14 protein-coding genes and 2 tRNA genes are annotated in these 18,674 nt (G+C 32.5%); 12 read left to right on the top strand and 4 right to left on the bottom strand.

Translation table 11 applies throughout. The features are described 5' to 3' along the window. Positions 1–17 precede the first annotated feature (17 nt). Positions 18–2,861 carry a DNA polymerase I gene (polA, locus tag IW20_RS14385; protein ID WP_035623617.1) on the bottom strand — a complete coding sequence of 948 codons (2,844 nt, stop codon included), beginning with the start codon at positions 2,859–2,861 and terminating at the stop codon, positions 18–20. A gap of 330 nt (positions 2,862–3,191) precedes the next feature. Between polA and IW20_RS14380 the strand changes: the two genes are divergently transcribed. The 6 genes from IW20_RS14380 to IW20_RS14355 all read left to right on the top strand — a co-directional run bounded on the left by IW20_RS14380 (position 3,192) and on the right by IW20_RS14355 (position 7,697). Beyond that, the gene (locus IW20_RS14380) at positions 3,192–3,386 is read left to right on the top strand and encodes a hypothetical protein (protein WP_035623615.1); all 195 of its coding nucleotides are present in this window, start codon (positions 3,192–3,194) and stop codon (positions 3,384–3,386) included. 183 nt (positions 3,387–3,569) lie between these two features. Beyond that, positions 3,570–4,244: a response regulator transcription factor gene (locus IW20_RS14375; RefSeq protein ID WP_035623613.1), complete on the top strand. Its 675-nt coding sequence runs from the start codon at positions 3,570–3,572 to the stop codon at positions 4,242–4,244. 6 nt (positions 4,245–4,250) lie between these two features. Then, a complete protein-coding gene (locus tag IW20_RS14370) occupies positions 4,251–5,585 on the top strand; it encodes a sensor histidine kinase (RefSeq protein WP_240478493.1) in 1,335 nt (444 codons plus the stop codon). Positions 5,586–5,694: 109 nt separating this feature from the next. Next, positions 5,695–5,889, top strand: a complete 195-nt coding sequence (locus IW20_RS14365; protein WP_035623608.1) for a hypothetical protein — start codon at positions 5,695–5,697, stop codon at positions 5,887–5,889. 196 nt (positions 5,890–6,085) lie between these two features. Continuing rightward, positions 6,086–7,327 carry a metallophosphoesterase gene (locus IW20_RS14360; RefSeq protein WP_035623605.1) on the top strand — a complete coding sequence of 414 codons (1,242 nt, stop codon included), beginning with the start codon at positions 6,086–6,088 and terminating at the stop codon, positions 7,325–7,327. Between the two features lie 73 nt (positions 7,328–7,400). Next, positions 7,401–7,697 carry a thioredoxin family protein gene (locus IW20_RS14355; RefSeq protein WP_035623602.1) on the top strand — a complete coding sequence of 99 codons (297 nt, stop codon included), beginning with the start codon at positions 7,401–7,403 and terminating at the stop codon, positions 7,695–7,697. Positions 7,698–7,752: 55 nt separating this feature from the next. Here the strand turns inward: IW20_RS14355 and IW20_RS14350 are convergent, their stop codons facing one another. Then, positions 7,753–8,397 carry a polysaccharide deacetylase family protein gene (locus tag IW20_RS14350; protein ID WP_035623599.1) on the bottom strand — a complete coding sequence of 215 codons (645 nt, stop codon included), beginning with the start codon at positions 8,395–8,397 and terminating at the stop codon, positions 7,753–7,755. A 93-nt stretch (positions 8,398–8,490) separates the two neighbouring features. Further along, complete coding sequence (locus IW20_RS14345; RefSeq protein ID WP_035623596.1) at positions 8,491–11,766, bottom strand: glycosyltransferase family 117 protein; 3,276 nt, start codon at positions 11,764–11,766, stop codon at positions 8,491–8,493. Between the two features lie 245 nt (positions 11,767–12,011). On the opposite strand from IW20_RS14345, the gene IW20_RS14340 reads away from it, so the two are divergent. The 3 genes from IW20_RS14340 to IW20_RS26345 all read left to right on the top strand — a co-directional run bounded on the left by IW20_RS14340 (position 12,012) and on the right by IW20_RS26345 (position 12,903). Further along, positions 12,012–12,082, top strand: a tRNA-Gln gene (locus IW20_RS14340). A gap of 300 nt (positions 12,083–12,382) precedes the next feature. Beyond that, a tRNA-Gln gene (locus tag IW20_RS14335) sits at positions 12,383–12,453 on the top strand. A 294-nt stretch (positions 12,454–12,747) separates the two neighbouring features. Next, positions 12,748–12,903, top strand: coding sequence for a hypothetical protein (locus tag IW20_RS26345; protein ID WP_165571448.1), 156 nt, complete (start codon positions 12,748–12,750; stop codon positions 12,901–12,903). 102 nt (positions 12,904–13,005) lie between these two features. On the opposite strand, the gene IW20_RS14330 is transcribed toward IW20_RS26345, so the two are convergent. Next, positions 13,006–13,830, bottom strand: coding sequence for a universal stress protein (locus IW20_RS14330; RefSeq protein ID WP_035623594.1), 825 nt, complete (start codon positions 13,828–13,830; stop codon positions 13,006–13,008). Between the two features lie 176 nt (positions 13,831–14,006). Here IW20_RS14330 and rimP point away from each other — a divergent pair, with 176 nt between their 5' ends. From rimP to infB, 3 genes are read left to right on the top strand one after another with little or no spacing between them, the layout of a single operon-like run. After that, the gene (rimP, locus tag IW20_RS14325) at positions 14,007–14,471 is read left to right on the top strand and encodes a ribosome assembly cofactor RimP (RefSeq protein ID WP_035623815.1); all 465 of its coding nucleotides are present in this window, start codon (positions 14,007–14,009) and stop codon (positions 14,469–14,471) included. Positions 14,472–14,484: 13 nt separating this feature from the next. Further along, on the top strand, positions 14,485–15,732 hold the full coding sequence (nusA, locus tag IW20_RS14320; protein WP_035623592.1) for a transcription termination factor NusA: 1,248 nt from the start codon (positions 14,485–14,487) through the stop codon (positions 15,730–15,732). 47 nt (positions 15,733–15,779) lie between these two features. After that, entirely contained in the window at positions 15,780–18,665 is a 2,886-nt protein-coding gene (gene infB / locus IW20_RS14315; protein WP_035623590.1) for a translation initiation factor IF-2, read from the top strand. Positions 18,666–18,674: the final 9 nt, after the last annotated feature.

The following is an 18,674-nucleotide window of genomic DNA, read 5'->3' as shown; positions in this document are numbered from 1 at the left end:
ACATTTTTTTTGTTTTTTTAATGCGCCTCTAACCAATCTCTACCTAAACCTAATTCTACTTCTAGTGGAACTGCCATTATAAAAGCGTTTTCCATTTCATGTTTAATCATTGGTTGGATTTTTTCAAGTTCGTCGTTGTGTACATCAAACACAAGCTCATCATGTACTTGAAGTAACATTTTAGATTTCCAATTTTCAGAGGTTAGTTTTTTATGGATATTAATCATCGCAATCTTAATAACATCGGCAGCACTTCCTTGTATCGGAGCGTTTACAGCATTTCTCTCGGCTCCGCCACGAACAACTGCGTTTTGCGAATTAATATCTTTTAAGTAACGACGACGACCTAAAATGGTTTGTACATAACCATTTTCTCTCGCAAATTCTATTTGTTCCTGAATATATGATTTTAATCTTGGGTATGTTTTATAGTATGCTTCAATTAGAGTTGCGCTTTCGCTTCTTGATAATGAAGTTTGGTTACTTAATCCAAAAGCCGAAACACCATAGATAATACCAAAGTTTACAGTTTTGGCATGGCTACGTTGTTCGCGGGTTACTTCTTCTAGAGCTACATTAAATACTTTAGAAGCGGTAGATTTATGAATGTCTTCATGATTCTGGAATGCTTTTATCATATTTTCTTCACCACTTAAAGCAGCGATGATTCGTAATTCTATCTGAGAGTAATCGGCAGAAATTAAGGTGTAATTTTCATCGCGAGCAATAAAAGCTTTACGTATCTGTCTTCCTCTTTCGGTACGAATCGGGATATTCTGTAAGTTAGGATTGTTTGAACTTAAACGACCTGTTGCAGCTACAGTTTGCATATAATCGGTATGAACACGTAAAGTTTTTTTGTCAACTTGTTCTGGTAGAGCTAAGATGTAAGTACTTTGTAATTTTACCATCTGACGCCAATCTAAAATTTGTTTTACAATTGGGTTGTCGTTCGCTAAATAAGTTAATACTTCTTCGCCTGTTGCATACTGGCCTGTTTTGGTCTTTTTTTGTTTTGCTCCGCCTATTTTAAGTTTATCAAATAAGATATCTCCTAGTTGTTTTGGAGAGGCTAAATTAAATTTCTCTCCAGCGGTTTCATATATTTTTTGTTCTAAAGATTTGATTTCAACATCCATTTCTTTAGACATCGCGTTTAAAAAATCAACATCTAAGCGAATTCCTTCTGTTTCCATATCAGCTAAAACACTAACCAATGGAATTTCGATTTCGTCGAATAATTTTTTAGTTCCGGTTTTGTCTAATTCTATGGTAAATATTTCTTTAAGTTGCAACGTTACATCGGCATCTTCTGCAGCATATTCTTTTATATCTTCGAGTGCAACTTCGCGCATCGATTTTTGATTCTTTCCTTTTTTACCAATTAAATCTTCAATTGATTTTGGAGAATATTTTAAGTAAGTTTCTGATAAAATATCCATATTATGACGCATATCTGGATTAATCAGGTAATGCGCAATCATAGTATCAAATAATTTCCCTTTTACAGAAACACCATAATTCAATAATATTTTTAAATCGTATTTTAAATTCTGTCCAATTTTCTCGATTGCTTCATTCTCAAAAAACGGAATAAATTTTTCAATCAATGCTTTAGCTTCTTCTTGGTTTTCTGGAAACGGAACATAAAATCCTTTTCCTTTTTCGTATGAAAATGAAATCCCAACCAATTCGGCATGTAAAGCATCTAATCCTGTAGTTTCGGTATCAAAACAAACAGAAGTTTGGTTTTGTAAATTCTGCAAAAGCAATTTTAAACCTAAATCTCCTTGAATAATTTGATAAGAGTGAGGCGTGTTTTCTAAATTATTATAGAAAGAAGTTCTTTGAGCTTCTGGATTTTCTTCGTCAATCGCACTTCCGAAAAGGTCAAATTGATCCTCGTTTTTCGGTTGTGGTTTTTTATATAATTTAGCATCAGGACTGGCTGCAGTAGCTGCTAATCCGCTTCCGTCAGCTTTAAAAAGATTGTCAAATTGCTCGGCCATTCTTCTAAATTCCAATTCTTGAAAAATAGCATCGGTTTTTTCGATATCAGGACGCGTTAATTCGTAATCAGCTTCATTAAACGTTACAGGACAATCTAGTAAAATAGTTGCCAATGTTTTAGATAATAATCCTTTTTCGGCATTGGCTTCGATGTTTTCTTTCATCTTTCCTTTTAGCTTGTCGGTATTTGCCAAAAGGTTTTCCATTGTACCATATTCTTTTAATAGTTTTTTGGCAGTAACTTCACCAACACCAGGAAGCCCAGGAATATTATCGGCGGCATCGCCCATCATTCCTAAAAAGTCAATTACTTGTTCCGGACGTTCGATTTCAAATTTTGCCAATACTTCTGGAACACCCCAAATTTCTATACCGTTACCCATTCGAGCAGGCTTGTACATAAAGATATTCTCAGATACCAATTGTGCAAAATCCTTATCTGGTGTTACCATAAAAACTTTATAGTTTTCTTTTTCGGCTTGCTTTGCAATAGTTCCTATTAAATCATCGGCTTCATAACCCGCGACTTCTATAATCGGGATATGCATTGCTTTTAATAATTCATGTATATAAGGTACAGCAATTTTTATAGCTTCGGGAGTTACATCACGATTTGCTTTGTATTCTGGGAATATCTCGTTACGCAATGCGCTTCCTCCTTTATCAAAAGCGACTGCCAAATGATCTGGTTTTTCTCTTTTTATCACATCCAAAAGGGAGTTCATGAATCCCATAATTGCAGAGGTATCCATTCCTTTGGAGTTAATTCGTGGGTTTTTTATAAAAGCATAATAACCACGAAAAATTAAAGCGTAAGCATCAAGAAGAAAAAGACGTTTTTGAGTTGACATAAAAAAAATATTAGTCTGTAAAAATAAACAATTGGGTTTTAAAAACGATTCGGTTCTCGAAAATTTAATCAGGGTATACCCAAATTAGAATTGAAATGTTTTATTAGAGATGTTTTTTTATCATTTGTAGAGGCGCACCGCAGTGCGTCTGTGGTAATACTATAGCATTGTTTTGTTGGTAAATGCCGTGTAAGATTGAATATTAAGCACAAATCGTTAATGTCAAGTTAAAATTTTCATATCACCTGTTTCTTCATTTAGTCTTCATATTACAGATGTAAATTTGGTGTATAAAATAAGAGATAATTTAACTTTTAAATATTAGAAATCATGAGAAATTTAGTAATGTTATTAGTAGCAGTTTTAGGAACAAGTGTTATGGTTAGTGCAGCTACAACTCCGGTTAAAGCAACTCCAACAAAAGAAGTTAAAGCAACTAAACACCCAAAAGCAAAAACAGATAAAAAAACAAAATCTACAACAAAAATGGCTCCTAAAACAGAACCAATGAAAGCTAAAAAATAGATGTCGTTTTTGTTTTGCTTTAAATGAAGGTTGATAGCGGTAGGCAAAACAAAAAGGATAATTATTGATAAGGCTGATAAAGAAATTTATCAGCCTTTTTTGTTAGGGTAGGCGTTAAAATTTTAATAATTAAAAAATTACGTTTTCATTATTTGCTTATTTTTAATTTATAAAATACAGTTTATGAATATTCTTATTGTTGAAGATAATAAAGAACTTGCCATCGAGGTTAAAGACTTTTTGAGTGATGGCGGTTATGTATGTAAAATTGCTAATACTTGTAATGAGGCATTAGACGAAATAGGTGGAAATGATTATGATGCCATGCTGCTGGATTTAGGTTTGCCCGATGGAGATGGTTTTGATGTTCTGAAAGCAGTTCGGAAAACAAAATCTAAAATTGCTGTAATTGTTATTACAGCTCGAGGAGAGCTAGATGATAGGATTGACGGTTTGCATCTTGGTGCCGATGATTATCTTACCAAACCATTTGCATTAACAGAATTAGGTGCACGTTTATTTGCTGTTATCCGTAGAATGCATGGGTATACCTTAAATGATTTAGTTGTGCATGGATTTTCGTTGCAATTACAAGATTATAAAGTAAGTTATGATGGAACTCCGATTAATTTGACTAAGAAAGAATTTGATATTTTTCAGTATTTAGTATTGAATAAAAATCGTGTTATTACAAGATTACAATTAACAGAGCATATTTGGGGAGATATCCTGGAGATAAATTCAGATTCGAATTTTATTGATGTTCATGTTCGAAACCTTCGAAAAAAACTAGACAAACACACTACAATAGATTGGTTTGAAACAGTACGAAATGTTGGATATCGAATTAATACCTAAATCAACGTGAAGATAAAACACCAATTAGCCATTTTTAATGCACTAACACGATTGTTGGTGATTTTAATTTTATGGTTAATGCTGCCTATTTTAGTTCAGGATGTAGTTTACAGGCACATTAATAATGGACTTATAGAAAAAAAGAAAAAATTCATTGAGCATTTAAATCAAAATGAAATTGATGATTTTATCGAAAATGCAGATGATTCTACCGAAACTTATTCTCAATTTTCGAGTCTGCATAGTGAGTTTTTGGTATTATCGAGATTGCCAAAATTACCAAAACAAGAAAAAACGGTTTTTGTTAATGAAAATAGGATAATCGAAGGTGAAGAAAACGAATATAGGATATTGCGATATCATTTTACTTACGAGAAAATTGGGTATGAATTAGAGATAGGAAGCAGCTTGGCAGAGATTAAAGACCTTACTTTTATTATTAAGTTCTTTATTATTATTGTTCTGGTTGTAATTGTTCTGATAACATTCCTGGTAGATACTTTTTATATAGAGTATTTACTCAAGCCTTTTTATAAAATAATAGATACTAAGATACGTCGTGTTAATGAGCCCGAAACTTTTGATCATACTCCGATTAAAGCACATTCGGCAGATTTTAGAGAATTAGATTCTGTTCTAAATCAAATGATGGATAGGATAGGTGAGCTTTTTAAAAAAGAAAAACAATTTATATCTAATGTTTCTCATGAATTATTAACCCCGATTGCGTTATTAAAAAATAAATTTGAGAACTTATTACAAAATGAATCTTTGGATGATAATGCAGTTGATAAAATTGCAGGCTCACTCAAGACATTGGATATGCTAAAGAAAATAATCAATAACTTATTGTTGATTTCCCGAATCGAAAATAATCAATATGCATCCAATGAAGCTATTGATTTTTATGAAATCATAAACGGATTGTATGATGATTTGCAAGATAGGATTGAGGATAAAGGATTGCAGTTTTCTAATAAGATGGAACATAATTTTAGTTTCATGGGTAATAATACCTTAATGCATATCTTATTGTATAATCTAGTTACCAATGCCATAAAGTATAATAAAGAGAATGGCAGTATTACTATAAGTGATGGGTTTTTAAACCAACATTATTATTTGTCTATTTCTGATACGGGAATAGGAATGAATGAAATCCAGGTCGAAAAGATATTTAATCGATTTACCCGAATTAGTTCAGATCAGGATGGGCAAGGCTTAGGCTTGGCTATAGCCGATAGTATTGCTTCTTTTCATCATATAGAAATTAAGGTAACTTCAAGTCCTAATGAAGGTACAACATTTTTATTATTGTTTCTAAATAGCGTAAAAGCTTAATTAAAAGTTAAAATTTTTAGGCAAGGCAAATCTTCATTTAATCTTCATTTAGTGAATATATCTTTGACCTATAAATAATGAAATAATAATAATCATAAAACTAACAATCATGAAAAAAGTATTAATGCTAGCTATAGCAGTTTTAGGAACAACAGCAATGGTAAATGCTCAAACAACTCCAGCTCAAACAACTCCAACAAAAGAAGTAAAAGCTACAAAGCATTCTAAAAAGAAAGCAGATAAAAAAACTGAAGCTGCAAAAACAGAAACAGCTAAACCTGAAGCAGCAAAAGCTAAAAAATAAGGTTTGATTAATATTCTACTTACTATAAATTAGGGCTAATAATTTATATAAGGGGGTAGGTAGGATAATAGTTTTAGTAGGTGGAAAGCTGGTGAGTAAAATCACCAGCTTTTTTTGTTATTGTTTGCGTTAAAATTTTGATAACAAAAAGTTTTCGCATATTCATTCTTTGTTACTTTGCCTAAAAAATTTTCCGATGGTCATTCGTTTTATAATTATTTGTGCTCTTTTTTTATTTATAGAGTTTTATTCTTTTCAGGCTGTTAGAACGTTAATTAAGCTAAGATGGCTCCTGATAAGTTACCAAATAATAAGTTTGTTACTTTTTGTATTTATAATATATTCCTTTACGCAATTTGACCGTTCTATTGGGCAAACAAAGCAAACCATGTTTACAATGGGGTTGATGTTGGTGGTTTATGTGCCAAAAATTGTAATAACATTAGTGCTTTTAGGCGAAGATATTTTTCGTGTAGGAGCAGGGTTAGTTAATTATTTTATTGACAATCCTAATTTAACAAAAGAGAATGTAATTCCTAGCCGAAGAAAATTTGTAAGTCAATTGGCTGTCGGTTTGGCGGCAGTTCCTTTTCTGTCTTTAATTTATGGGATTTTTGAAGGGAAATATAATTTTAAAGTATTCAAGCAAACGGTATTTTTTCCTGATTTGCCAGATGCCTTTGATGGATTTACAATAACACAAATTTCGGATGTACATTCAGGAAGTTTTGATAATCCAGAGAAAATAAGTTATGCCATTGATTTGGTAAATGAACAAAACTCGGATATGATTTTGTTTACAGGAGATATCGTTAATACACATGCCACCGAAATGCATCCTTGGTTAGAGACTTTTAATAAAATTAAAGATCATAAATTTGGTAAATATGCTGTTTTAGGAAATCATGATTATGGCGAATATGTAACTTGGCCATCAGAACAAAAGAAAGATGAAAATTTTGAAGCTATAAAAAGCTTATATGGAGAGATTGGTTTTCAGTTATTATTGAATGAACATACTTATGTTCAAAAAGGAGAAGATAAAATTGCCTTGGTAGGAGTAGAAAATTGGGGGCATAATTTTAAAAAAGCAGGCGATTTAAATAAAGCTTCGCAAGGAGTTCAGCAAGACGATTTTAAAGTGTTAATGAGCCATGACCCAAGCCATTGGGAATATGAAATAAAAAATCATCCTAAGAATTTTCACCTAACTTTGTCGGGTCATACACATGGAATGCAGTTTGGGATTGAAATTCCAGGCTATTTTAAATGGAGCTTGGCACAATATGTGTATAAACAATGGGCTGGTTTGTATGAAAATGCAGGTCGGTATGTATATGTAAATCGTGGCTTTGGTTTTCATGCTTATCCAGGACGTGTAGGGATTATGCCAGAAATAACCGTGATTGAACTAAAAAAAGGGAAGGATGTGGCATAATTCGTTAAAAATGCTACATTTGTATATAATAATCTCTTTTTAGTAGATTTAAAAAGATTAAATAGTTGATTTTATGTCAAAATTTGGAGAACTTATAAATGCTCAAGTTCCAGTGTTAATTGATTTTTACACCGATTGGAACGAATCATCTGTGTCAATGCATCCTGTAATAAAAGATGTTGCAGCTGCACTAGGCGACAAAGCCAAAGTCATTAAAATTGATGTGGATAAAAATCAGGAATTGGCTGATGCGCTTAGGATAAAAGGACTACCTACTTTAATGATTTATAAAGAAGGTCAGATGATTTGGAGGCAATCCGGCGAATTGGATGCAAATACTATTATAGGGATTGTACAAGAACAATTCTAATTACTTCTAGATACTAACTGTAGTATTCTTTATGTTTTATTAAGCGCTTGTACGTTTAATAGATAACATCAAATATAAAATTGTTTTCCTTTAAATAATCTAATGTTTTTGGTAATGCAAATTTAAGGTTTTGCGATGCTTTAATGCTATCGTGAAAAACAATAACGCTTCCTGATTTTACATTTTTTATTACATTCTGCAAGCATTTTTCAGGAGATATACTTCTGTCAAAATCTGCGCTTAAAACATCCCACATTATTATTTTGTATCCTAATTGGCGTAATTGTGCCGATTGTGATTTTGTGATTTTGCCATAAGGAGGGCGAAAAATCTTAGGATGAGTATTTTGAGTTGAAGATTTTTGGATTTGTTTACCACATAAAAGACTATTCTCTAAATAGGCTTTTGTGGTCGTTTTCCAGCCTTTTAAGTGATCATAAGTATGATTTCCTATACTATGACCTTCAGTGATTACTTTTTTGAATATTTCGGGGTGTTTCTCGATGTTGTTACCAATGCAAAAGAAAGTGGCTCTGGCATCTCGTTTTTTTAATTCAGATAAAACCCATTCTGTAATTTCGGGAGTTGGACCGTCATCAAAAGTCAAATAAACTTTATTTTCCTTATTGGGAATGTCCCAATAATAGTTAGAGAAGATTCGTTTTATTAGTTTGTTTGTTTTAATCCAGTAAAAGCTCATTTTCTGAAATATTAGTTTATGTAAAAATAAAAAATGTAGCGGTATTTTTCAATAGCGCTACATTTTTTAATTATTATATTTTTAGAATATTATTTATTCTTTTTCACGACCAAATCGCTCGAAAACATTTACATAAGTATTGAAAATTGCTTTTTGCTTGTTGTAAAAAGGTAAATCTTTACTTTCTTTCATTACCTGTAATAAGCTTCTGTATCTTTCGATATCAGTAATAATATCAATAGCTAGACTAGTTTGTTCAGATGGATCTAAATGGCTATAATAATCTAGGTTTTCTTTGTATTTGTTTATCAATTTTTCTAGTAAATCATGTGCTTTGGCTTTTTCACCAACATCATAATATCCTTTAGCAAAAGGCTCAACTAATGAGTAATAACCAAATTTATCTAATGGCATTTTTGTCATTGCTAAATTGATGATGTTTTTGGCTTTATCAATTTTACCCTCAGCAATTAATTGTTTCATTAATCTAGAAAGGTTAGTACGATACGTGATGCTGTTTCGTCTTGTTTCCGGATCATGATAAATTTTATCGCTATCGCTATTACCCCAATCCCATTTCATTACGATGTCATACATTTTATCGGCATCAATTTGTCCCATATCCATTGGTCCGCCATCTTTGTTAGGAACGTTTTTAATTGGTACAAGTTTGTATACCATTCCGTCTAATTGAAGATAGTTTTTTAACCATAAATAATCTTCATCGTCAAAAGCACCACCACTAAAATAAATTGGTCTTTTCCAATCGTTATTTGCTAATATATCAAGCATCATCAAACGATTTTTATATATAGCACTACCTTTAATATCAATGTCGATATAAGGAACAATAGAGTCGTAATATTTAGGAGCAACTACTTTATTCTTAATGATATTATCCTTGTTTATAGTAAGTCGGAGTTTATTAGTTGGATAAAAGTGAATTGTTTGCCCGTTTTGCATTTCAACAGTTGACTTTGGATTTTTTATAAAATCAATAAAGCCTTTAATATCCCATCGACTATCTATTTTAGGAATATGTGCCACATAATCTAATTTATCACCTACATATTGCTCATGAACAAAAGATATTGGCAATGCATTCGATTCGTACGTTTTAGTTTTCATTTGGTCTATATACCAATCAGTCATGAATAGACTTGTATTTACGATTTTTACATCGGTTCTTACTTTTTCTATTTCCTGGGCGTACCATAATGGGAACGTGTCATTATCTCCAATGGTATATAAAATGGCATTAGGATCACAAGAATTCAAATATGCTTTAGCCATTGCTACAGCTGTATATTTGTCTGATCTGTCGTGATCATCCCAGTTTTGAGAAGCCATAAGAATTGGAGCAGCAAGTAAACTACCTGCAATAACAATAGGTCCTGCAATTCTTGGTGCTAGATATTTTTGGAGAGTTTCATAGAGTGCATAAACCCCAAATCCTATCCAGATCGTAAATACATAAAAAGATCCTACTAAGGCATAATCTCTCTCTCGAGGCTCAAAAGGTCTTTCGTTTAGGTAAATTTTTAATGCTAAACCAGTAAATAAGAATAAAGCTAATAGAACATAGAAACTTTTTAAATCTTTATTAGCATGGTACATTAAACCGATTAAACCAAGGATGAAAGGCAAGAAGAAGTAAACATTTCTTCCTTTATTGTTTAATACATCTGATGGTAAATTGTCTTGAGAACCTAAATGGATAGAATCCATAAATTTGATTCCGCTAATCCAGTTTCCATCTAAATTGTCATATTTTCCTTGCGTATCACTTTGGCGACCTACAAAGTTCCACATTAAGTATCTCCAATACATATATCCGAATTGGTATTCGAACATAAAGCTAAAGTTATCTGCAGTTGTTGGTTTTTCAACAATTAAATAATCTCCATAGCTTCTTAAGAATTTTACATAACCTTCATTATCAATTTGTTTTTGAGCGTATGCTTTTCTAAATTCTGTGACAGTTTTTTCAACTTCATGTCTTAGTTGAGCAGTTGCTTTGTTAAACTCATCTTCAGATAATTGACTTGGATCGATACCGTATTTTTGCAAATCATCTTCATAAGGATAATTTGGGTTTATCTTAAATGCTGGAGGATTAGTAAAGTTAATGTAGTTTTCTACATGCTCAGTACTCCACATTCTTGGTAAAAAAGCTTTTTGAGCACCATCAGTATTTTGTACTGCATTTTTATAATTATTGGTAATGATATATTTACCAGTTTTATAGTCTCTTTCGTAATTTGGTTTTTTATCAAGATAAGGAGTGTTTTTATCTAATCCTGCAAAAACTTCAGTGTATTGAGGTCCGTAAAATAACGGGTTTACACCATATTGCTCACGATTGTAATATGCAAGTACCTCGGTAGCATCCGATGGTTTGTTCTCGTTAATTACAGTGTTAGCATTTGCTCTAATAGGCAGCATTAACCAAGTAGAGAATCCAATTAAAATGAATAAGATGCAAAGTATTATAGTGTTGTAAAAAACAAGTCCTTTTTGCTTTGTATAACGCAATCCAAAATAAAAGAAAGCGATAAAAGCTAAGGCAACAAAGATAGTGCCTGAATTAAAAGGTAATCCCATTTCGTTTACCATGAAAATCTCAGTTTTACCAAAGAAAGCCATTGTTAACGGAAGTAATAAAATAAAGATAAATAATAGGACAGCTACGACTACTATATTGGCAACAATGAAGTTTTTGATAGTAACTTTTTCATAGTTTTTAAAGAAATAAAGAAATCCAATTGCAGGAATTGTAAGTAATGCCATGAAGTGTACTCCAAATGAAAGACCTACTACTAAAGATATAATTAGTAACCATTTATTTCCTCTTGGGGTATTCATGTCTTGTTCCCAACGTAATCCCAACCAAAAAAGTAAAGCAATTAATAAAGATGCCATGGCATAAACTTCTGCTTCGACAGCATTAAACCAAAAACTATCAGAAAAAGTATAAGCTAAAGCACCTACAAAAGAACTTCCTAAAATTACAATCGAATTATTTTGATTGATTTCGGCAAAACGACCAACTAATTTTTTAAGAATAATAGAGGACGACCAGAACATGAATAATATTGTAAAGGCACTTGAAAAGACAGACATCATATTAACCATTAATGCTATATGCTGATTGTCTATGGCAAACATGGCAAAGAAAGCACCCATCATTTGGTATAATGGAGCGCCAGGAGGGTGGCCAACTTCAAGTTTTGCTGCTGTAGCGATGTATTCGCCACAATCCCAGAAACTCATGGTAGGTTCGACAGTTAGTGTGTAAGTTATTAAAGCGATTGTAAAAGTTAACCAACCAATAATTGTATTCCATTTATTAAAGTTGAATTGTGCCATATTTAGGTATTAAAAATTTGTCCTTATTTTATCTTACAAAGAAAATGTTTTTTTATGTAATCAAACTAGCATTAACAAATTTTTCTAAAAAAGTAATTGTAAAAAGTAATAAGTTGTGAGTGAATAAGTTTCGGTAAATAGCCGAGGTTTGTTCTAAAAAAAAATATTTTTTTTTGAAATTTTTGTTCAAAAAGTTTGCGCAAACTAAAAAAAGCTTTAAATTTGCACTCGCTTAACAGCACTGCTGGTCTATGGTGTAATGGTAACACAACTGTTTTTGGTGCAGTCTTTCAAGGTTCGAGTCCTTGTAGACCAACATAAGAAGCCTCTCAATCGAGAGGCTTTTTTTATGCGATAAAGTGAGGGTTTTGGAAATTTATATGATTTGTGTAAAAGTTCGATTATGATGAAGGTTTCGGATTTCAAATCAAAATTTTACATTGCCGGAGATAATGATATGTTTAAAAAGAGAGATTACGATTGAGTAATTTCTCTTTTTTGTTTAATTTTTATTTGATTTGATTTTGTAGTAAAAAGGTTTTGTTGTATGGGGTTGTATAAAAAGTTTGCACAAACTAAAAAAAGTTTTAAATTTGCACTCGCTTAGCAGCATTGCTGGTCTATGGTGTAATGGTAACACAACTGTTTTTGGTGCAGTCTTTCAAGGTTCGAGTCCTTGTAGACCAACATAAGAAGCCTCTCAATTGAGAGGCTTTTTTTATGCAATGAATTTAAATCTGGAAATTTTATATTTATGAATCAGTCTCTTGGTTAGTGAGATTGTGAAATTGAAGAAGTTTAAAAGAAATGTATTTTCAGAGCTGTGAACAATGTTGTTTTTTATAGAGGGTGTTGTTGATTTTTAATTTATGTTTCTTTGTGTCAGTGTTTTATGTAAATTTGATGTGGCAAAAAAAAAATACTGCAGTGCATTTTTTTTGTTTTAATTAAATAGTTTAATAATTCTAAAAAATTAAAATTATGAAAAATTTAAAAAACTTGAATTTCACAGAATTAAGTCGTTCTGAAATGAAACAGGTGCAAGGAGGTGGTTGGCTTGATGATGTGTTGAAGGTTGTTCAGGTTCTTGAGCCATTGATAATACCTATAGTTAAGGTTGTAGGTGGAGGGAAGTAAAATGAAGTGAAAAAAAATATATTTTGAACTTCTCTAAGTTTAATTATTTTAGTAAAAGCTTCTCGTTAGAGAAGCTTTTATTGTTAATTATCTGAAGGATATTTATATTTTAAATGTGATTATGGGTTTTACTGCATGGTTTACTAGATCTTCACTAATGCTTCCGTTAAAAAAGTGTGCAAATCCAGTTCTTCCATGAGTGCACATTCCGATTAAATCTGCATCAACACTATTGGAGAAATTTATAATACCGTTTTCTATATTGGTATCGTTGTAGGTGTTGATTGAATAATTGCTAAGATTAAATGGTGCGATAAAATCTGTTATTATTTTTTCGGCAACATGAGTCGGTTTGAAACTATTTGGAGTGCAAATCATGACTAAATGTAATTTAGAATCGAAGATTTTAGTGAATTCAATCAATTTTTTAAAAGGTTTTTCGGTTTCTTTTGAAAAATCTGAAGCAAAAACAAAATTTGTAGTTTTGAATTTTTCTGCGTGTTTTTTAATGACTAAAACCGGGATTTCGGAATGACGAACTACTTTTTCAGTATTGGATCCTATAAGTAATTCTTCAAATCCAGAAGAGCCATGTGAGCCCATAACGATTAAGTCGATTTCGTGTTCGTTACTTACTTTTGCGATTCCTTCAGCAGGTCTGTCGAGTTTTACCATTTCTGTTATTGTAAGTCCATCTAGGTAGGGTCTCTCGGCGATTTTAGAAAGCATTTCGTTGGCTTTTTTCATAAATAACATAGTCTCAGGAATGCTGATTCCGCCAGTAATTGCATCATTCATTTGGCTAGGTAATTCTAGTGTATGAAGTACTATTATCTCGGAGTTATTTTTTTTGGCGATTTGTGCAGCGACTTTTAAAGCGTCTTCTGCGTGCTCGGAAAAATCGGTGGGAACTAAAATTCGTTTCATAACTTTGTGGTGTTAAATTATGTGGAAAATCATAAATTTTAATGCTTTAATAAAGATAAGAAATATTTTTACAGCAATCAATTTATTTTGATTTATAAAAAAACACTATATTTGCACCGTTATTTATTAAAATCTAAATAATGAGGGGACTAAATGTCCCCTCTTTTTATAAAAATATGACATTTAAAGAAAAAGTAAACGTATTAATAGCTGAAGGTCTCTTAGAAAAACCATCAATTTTTTTAATAGACTTGACCATTACCGATGCTTTCAAGATAATTGTATCTTTGGATGGAGATAATGGTGTGCTCTTGCAAGACTGTATTGATGTTAGTCGTGCTATTGAGAATAATTTGGACAGAGAGGAACAAGATTTTTCTTTGGAAGTAGCTTCGGTAGGAGTTGGTTCACCACTAAAAATGGTTAGACAATACAAGAAAAACATTGGTAGAACATTGATTGTGAATACTAATGGTGAAAAAATTGAGGCTGAATTAGTTGATGCTAATGAAGATTTCATAATTTTGTCTTGGGAAGCAAGGGAACCTAAGAAAATAGGAAAAGGAAAAGAAACAGTTCAAAAAGAGCAACAAATACCTTATACAGAAATTAAAGAGGCAATTGTTACAGTAACATTTTAATTAAAGAATTCGCATGGAAAATTTAGCATTAATCGATTCATTCTCAGAGTTTAAAGATGATAAACTTATTGATCGTGTAACGCTTATGGCAATTTTAGAAGATGTATTTAGGAATGCATTGAAGAAAAAATACGGTTCAGATGATAACTTCGATATTATCATAAATCCTGATAAGGGAGATATGGAAATTTGGAGAAGAAGAGTAATCGTTGCCGACGAAGATCTAGATTTTGAAAATGAAGAAATTACTTTGACAGAAGCAAGAAGAATTGAAGCGGATTTTGAAATTGGTGAAGAAGTTTCTGAAGAAGTGAAATTAATTGATTTAGGTAGAAGAGCTATTTTAGCTTTGCGTCAAAACCTTATTTCTAAAATACATGAACACGATAATACGAATCTTTACAAGCAATTTAAAGATATTATTGGAGATATTTATACAGCAGAAGTGCATCATGTTCGTCCAAGAGTTGTAATTTTGGTGGATGATGAAGGAAATGAAATTGTTTTACCAAAAGAAAAACAAATTCCATCTGACTTTTTCCGTAAAGGAGATAACGTTCGTGGTATTATTGAGAGTGTTGAATTAAAAGGGAATAAACCACAAATTATTATGTCTAGAACTTCTGAGAAGTTTTTAGAGAAATTATTTGAACAAGAAATTCCTGAAGTATTCGACGGTTTAATTACAGTTAAAAATGTAGTTAGGATTCCTGGTGAAAAAGCAAAAGTAGCGGTAGATTCTTATGATGACAGAATTGATCCTGTTGGAGCTTGTGTTGGTATGAAGGGATCTCGTATTCATGGAATTGTACGTGAGTTAGGAAATGAAAATATAGATGTTATTAATTATACTAGTAACATTCAATTATATATTACAAGGGCTTTAAGTCCTGCAAAAGTTTCTTCAATTAAAATTAATGAAGAAACTAAAAGAGCCGAAGTTTTCTTGAAATTAGAAGAAGTTTCTAAAGCTATCGGTAGAGGTGGTCATAACATTAAACTAGCAGGCCAATTAACAGGTTACGAGCTTGATGTTATTAGAGAAGGTGATGTAGCAAGCGGTGAAGACGATGACGTAGAATTAACTGAGTTCTCTGATGAAATCGAAGATTGGGTTATCGAAGAGTTTGCTAAAATAGGATTAGATACTGCAAAAAGTATTTTAAAACAAGAAGTAGAAGATTTAGTAAGAAGAACAGACCTAGAAGAGGAAACAATTCTGGATGTAATGAGAATACTAAAAGAAGAGTTTGATAGTTAGTCTATCTTTCTCACAACACAACGAATAGGTAATAATAAAAAGGTTTTATGTCTGAAGAGAGAGTAATAAGAATAAACAAGGTTTTAAGGGAATTAAATATTTCATTAGAAAGAGCTGTGGATTATCTAAAAGATAAGGGAATTGCTATTGATGCAAATCCAAACGCAAAAATTTCTAATCAGGAATTTAATATCCTACAAAGCCAATTTGCGGGCGATAAGGGAAATAAAGAGGCTTCTAAAGAAGTTGGTGAGGAAAAGAGAAAAGAGAAAGAAGCATTGCGTGTAGAACGTGAAAAAGAAATTGAAGACAAACGCAAACAAGACGAAGAGCGCCAAAAACAACAAGAGGTTATAAAAGCGAGAGCTGTTGTAACTGGTCCAGTTCAAGTTGGTAAAATTGATTTAAATCCAAAAAAACCTGCAATTATTCCAAACACTCCTTCAGTAGCAGAGCCAGAAAAAGTTGAAACACCTAAGGAAGTTGTAAAGCAAGAAAAACCTGTTCAAAAAGAGGTAGTTCAACCTGTACAACCACCAGTTCCTGTTGCTGAGAAAAAAGAAGAAAAACCTGTTGTTGAGAAAAAAGAGCCTAAACCAGTTGTAGTTGCTCCTGTAAAGGAACAACCAGCTCCTGTTGTAAAAGCAGTAGAGCCTACTCCGGTTGCGCCACCTGTTGAGGAATCAATAACAACACAATATCAAAAATTATCTGGAACTACTCTTACGGGACAAACTATTGACTTATCTCAATTTAATAAGCCTAAAAAGAAAAAAGAAGATCCAAAGATAACTCCTAATAAACCAGGAGCTCCAGGAGCAGCTGCAAATAACGCTAATAAAAATAAGCGTAAAAGAATTGCTCCTAAACCAGGTGCGCCTAGACCGGCAACGCCGCCAGGAACACCAAATCCTAATAAAATTACTCCAAATACAGGAGGAGCAGGAGGAGGATTTAATGCTAACAGAAGTGCAAGACCAGGTTTTGTAAAAGGAAACCGTCCTGCAATTGTAGCAAAAGTAGAGCCTACTGAAGAGGAAGTAAAAAACCAAATTAGAGAAACTCTTGAAAAACTACAAGGTAAAGGTGGAAAATCAAAGGCTGCTAAATATCGTAGAGATAAAAGAGATACGCACCGTCAGAAATCTGATGATGAGCAAAGAGCTTTAGACGAAGGAAGTAAAACTATTAAAGTTACTGAGTTTGTTACTGTAGGTGAAATTGCTATCATGATGGATGTGCCAATTACTAAAGTTATTGGTACTTGTATGTCACTTGGTATCATGGTTACAATGAACCAGCGTTTAGATGCAGAAACATTAACTATTGTAGCTGATGAGTTTGGTTATGAAGTTGAGTTTATTACTGTAGATATCGAAGAAGCTATCGAGGTAGTTCAAGATAAAGAAGAAGATTTAGTAACCAGAGCGCCTATTGTTACAGTAATGGGTCACGTCGATCACGGTAAAACATCTTTACTTGATTATATTCGTAAAGAGAATGTTATCGCTGGTGAGTCTGGAGGTATTACACAACATATTGGAGCATACGGAGTAACTTTAGATAATGGTCAAAAAATTGCATTTTTAGATACACCAGGTCACGAAGCGTTTACTGCGATGCGTGCACGTGGAGCTCAAGTTACCGATATAGCTATTATTGTAATTGCGGCAGATGATGATATCATGCCACAAACAAAAGAGGCAATTTCTCACGCACAAGCTGCAGGAGTGCCAATTATATTTGCTATCAATAAAGTTGATAAGCCAAATGCTAATCCTGAGAAAATTAAAGAAAGATTGGCAAGTATGAATTTACTTGTAGAAGATTGGGGAGGAAAAATCCAATCGCATGATATTTCTGCAAAAACAGGATTAGGTGTTAAAGAATTATTAGAAAAAGTATTATTAGAAGCTGAAATTTTAGACCTGAAAGCAAACCCAAATAAGGCAGCTCAAGGTAGTGTAGTAGAGGCATTCTTAGATAAAGGAAAAGGATATGTATCTACAGTTTTAGTACAACAAGGTACATTGAAAATTGGAGATTATATGTTGGCTGGAAAGCATCATGGTAAAGTTAAGGCTATGCATGATGAAAGAGGGCATACAGTTCTTGAAGCAGGTCCGTCGACTCCAGTATCAGTTTTAGGTTTAGATGGTGCGGCAACTGCAGGAGATAAGTTCAATGTATTTGAAGATGAAAAAGAAGCAAAACAAATTGCATCTAAACGTTCTCAATTAATGCGTGAGCAATCTGTACGTACACAAAGACATATTACATTAGACGAAATCGGACGTCGTATTGCTCTTGGTCAATTTAAAGAGTTGAACGTAATCCTTAAAGGTGACGTGGATGGTTCTGTTGAGGCTTTATCTGATTCGTTCTCTAAATTGTCTACTGAAGAAATTCAAATTAATATTATCCATAAAGGAGTTGGAGCAATTACTGAAACTGACGTTATGTTGGCTTCTGCATCTGATGCAATTATTATTGGATTTAATGTTCGTCCAGCAGGAAATGCAAGACAACTTGCAGATAAAGAAGAAATCGATATCCGTTACTATTCTATTATCTATGCTGCTATTGATGACTTAAAAGATGCAATGGAAGGAATGTTAGCTCCTGAAATGAAAGAAGAAATTCTTGGTACTGCAGAAATTAGAGAGATATTCAAAATTTCTAAAGTTGGATCTATTGCAGGATGTATGGTAATGGATGGTAAAATTGCAAGAAACTCTAAAATCAGAATTATTAGAGAAGGTGTTGTAGTATTTACTGGAGAGTTATTAGCATTGAAACGTTTCAAAGATGACGTTAAAGAGGTTTCTAAAGGATACGATTGTGGTATTCAAATTAAGAACTTCAATGATATCGAAGAGCGTGATGTAATTGAAGCTTACCATGAAGTAGCAATCAAAAAGAAATTGAAATAGAATTTATAT

The sequence above is a fragment of the Flavobacterium hydatis genome (genome assembly GCF_000737695.1).
Lineage (GTDB): Bacteria > Bacteroidota > Bacteroidia > Flavobacteriales > Flavobacteriaceae > Flavobacterium > Flavobacterium hydatis.
The sequence above is the reverse complement of the archived record's forward strand: the minus strand, read 5'-3'. Positions and strand labels throughout refer to the sequence as shown.

What these genes read in the sequence shown, in the direction of transcription:
- rimP (WP_035623815.1), top strand. Translation starts at nt 14,007, where the DNA reads ATGACATTTAAAGAAAAAGTAAACGTATTAATAGCTGAAGGTCTCTTA.
- infB (WP_035623590.1), top strand. Translation starts at nt 15,780, where the DNA reads ATGTCTGAAGAGAGAGTAATAAGAATAAACAAGGTTTTAAGGGAATTA.
- IW20_RS14365 (WP_035623608.1), top strand. Translation starts at nt 5,695, where the DNA reads ATGAAAAAAGTATTAATGCTAGCTATAGCAGTTTTAGGAACAACAGCA.
- IW20_RS14355 (WP_035623602.1), top strand. Translation starts at nt 7,401, where the DNA reads ATGTCAAAATTTGGAGAACTTATAAATGCTCAAGTTCCAGTGTTAATT.
- nusA (WP_035623592.1), top strand. Translation starts at nt 14,485, where the DNA reads ATGGAAAATTTAGCATTAATCGATTCATTCTCAGAGTTTAAAGATGAT.
- IW20_RS14350 (WP_035623599.1), bottom strand. Translation starts at nt 8,397, where the DNA reads ATGAGCTTTTACTGGATTAAAACAAACAAACTAATAAAACGAATCTTC.
- IW20_RS14360 (WP_035623605.1), top strand. Translation starts at nt 6,086, where the DNA reads ATGGTCATTCGTTTTATAATTATTTGTGCTCTTTTTTTATTTATAGAG.
- IW20_RS14330 (WP_035623594.1), bottom strand. Translation starts at nt 13,830, where the DNA reads ATGAAACGAATTTTAGTTCCCACCGATTTTTCCGAGCACGCAGAAGAC.
- IW20_RS26345 (WP_165571448.1), top strand. Translation starts at nt 12,748, where the DNA reads ATGAAAAATTTAAAAAACTTGAATTTCACAGAATTAAGTCGTTCTGAA.
- IW20_RS14375 (WP_035623613.1), top strand. Translation starts at nt 3,570, where the DNA reads ATGAATATTCTTATTGTTGAAGATAATAAAGAACTTGCCATCGAGGTT.
- IW20_RS14380 (WP_035623615.1), top strand. Translation starts at nt 3,192, where the DNA reads ATGAGAAATTTAGTAATGTTATTAGTAGCAGTTTTAGGAACAAGTGTT.
- polA (WP_035623617.1), bottom strand. Translation starts at nt 2,861, where the DNA reads ATGTCAACTCAAAAACGTCTTTTTCTTCTTGATGCTTACGCTTTAATT.
- IW20_RS14345 (WP_035623596.1), bottom strand. Translation starts at nt 11,766, where the DNA reads ATGGCACAATTCAACTTTAATAAATGGAATACAATTATTGGTTGGTTA.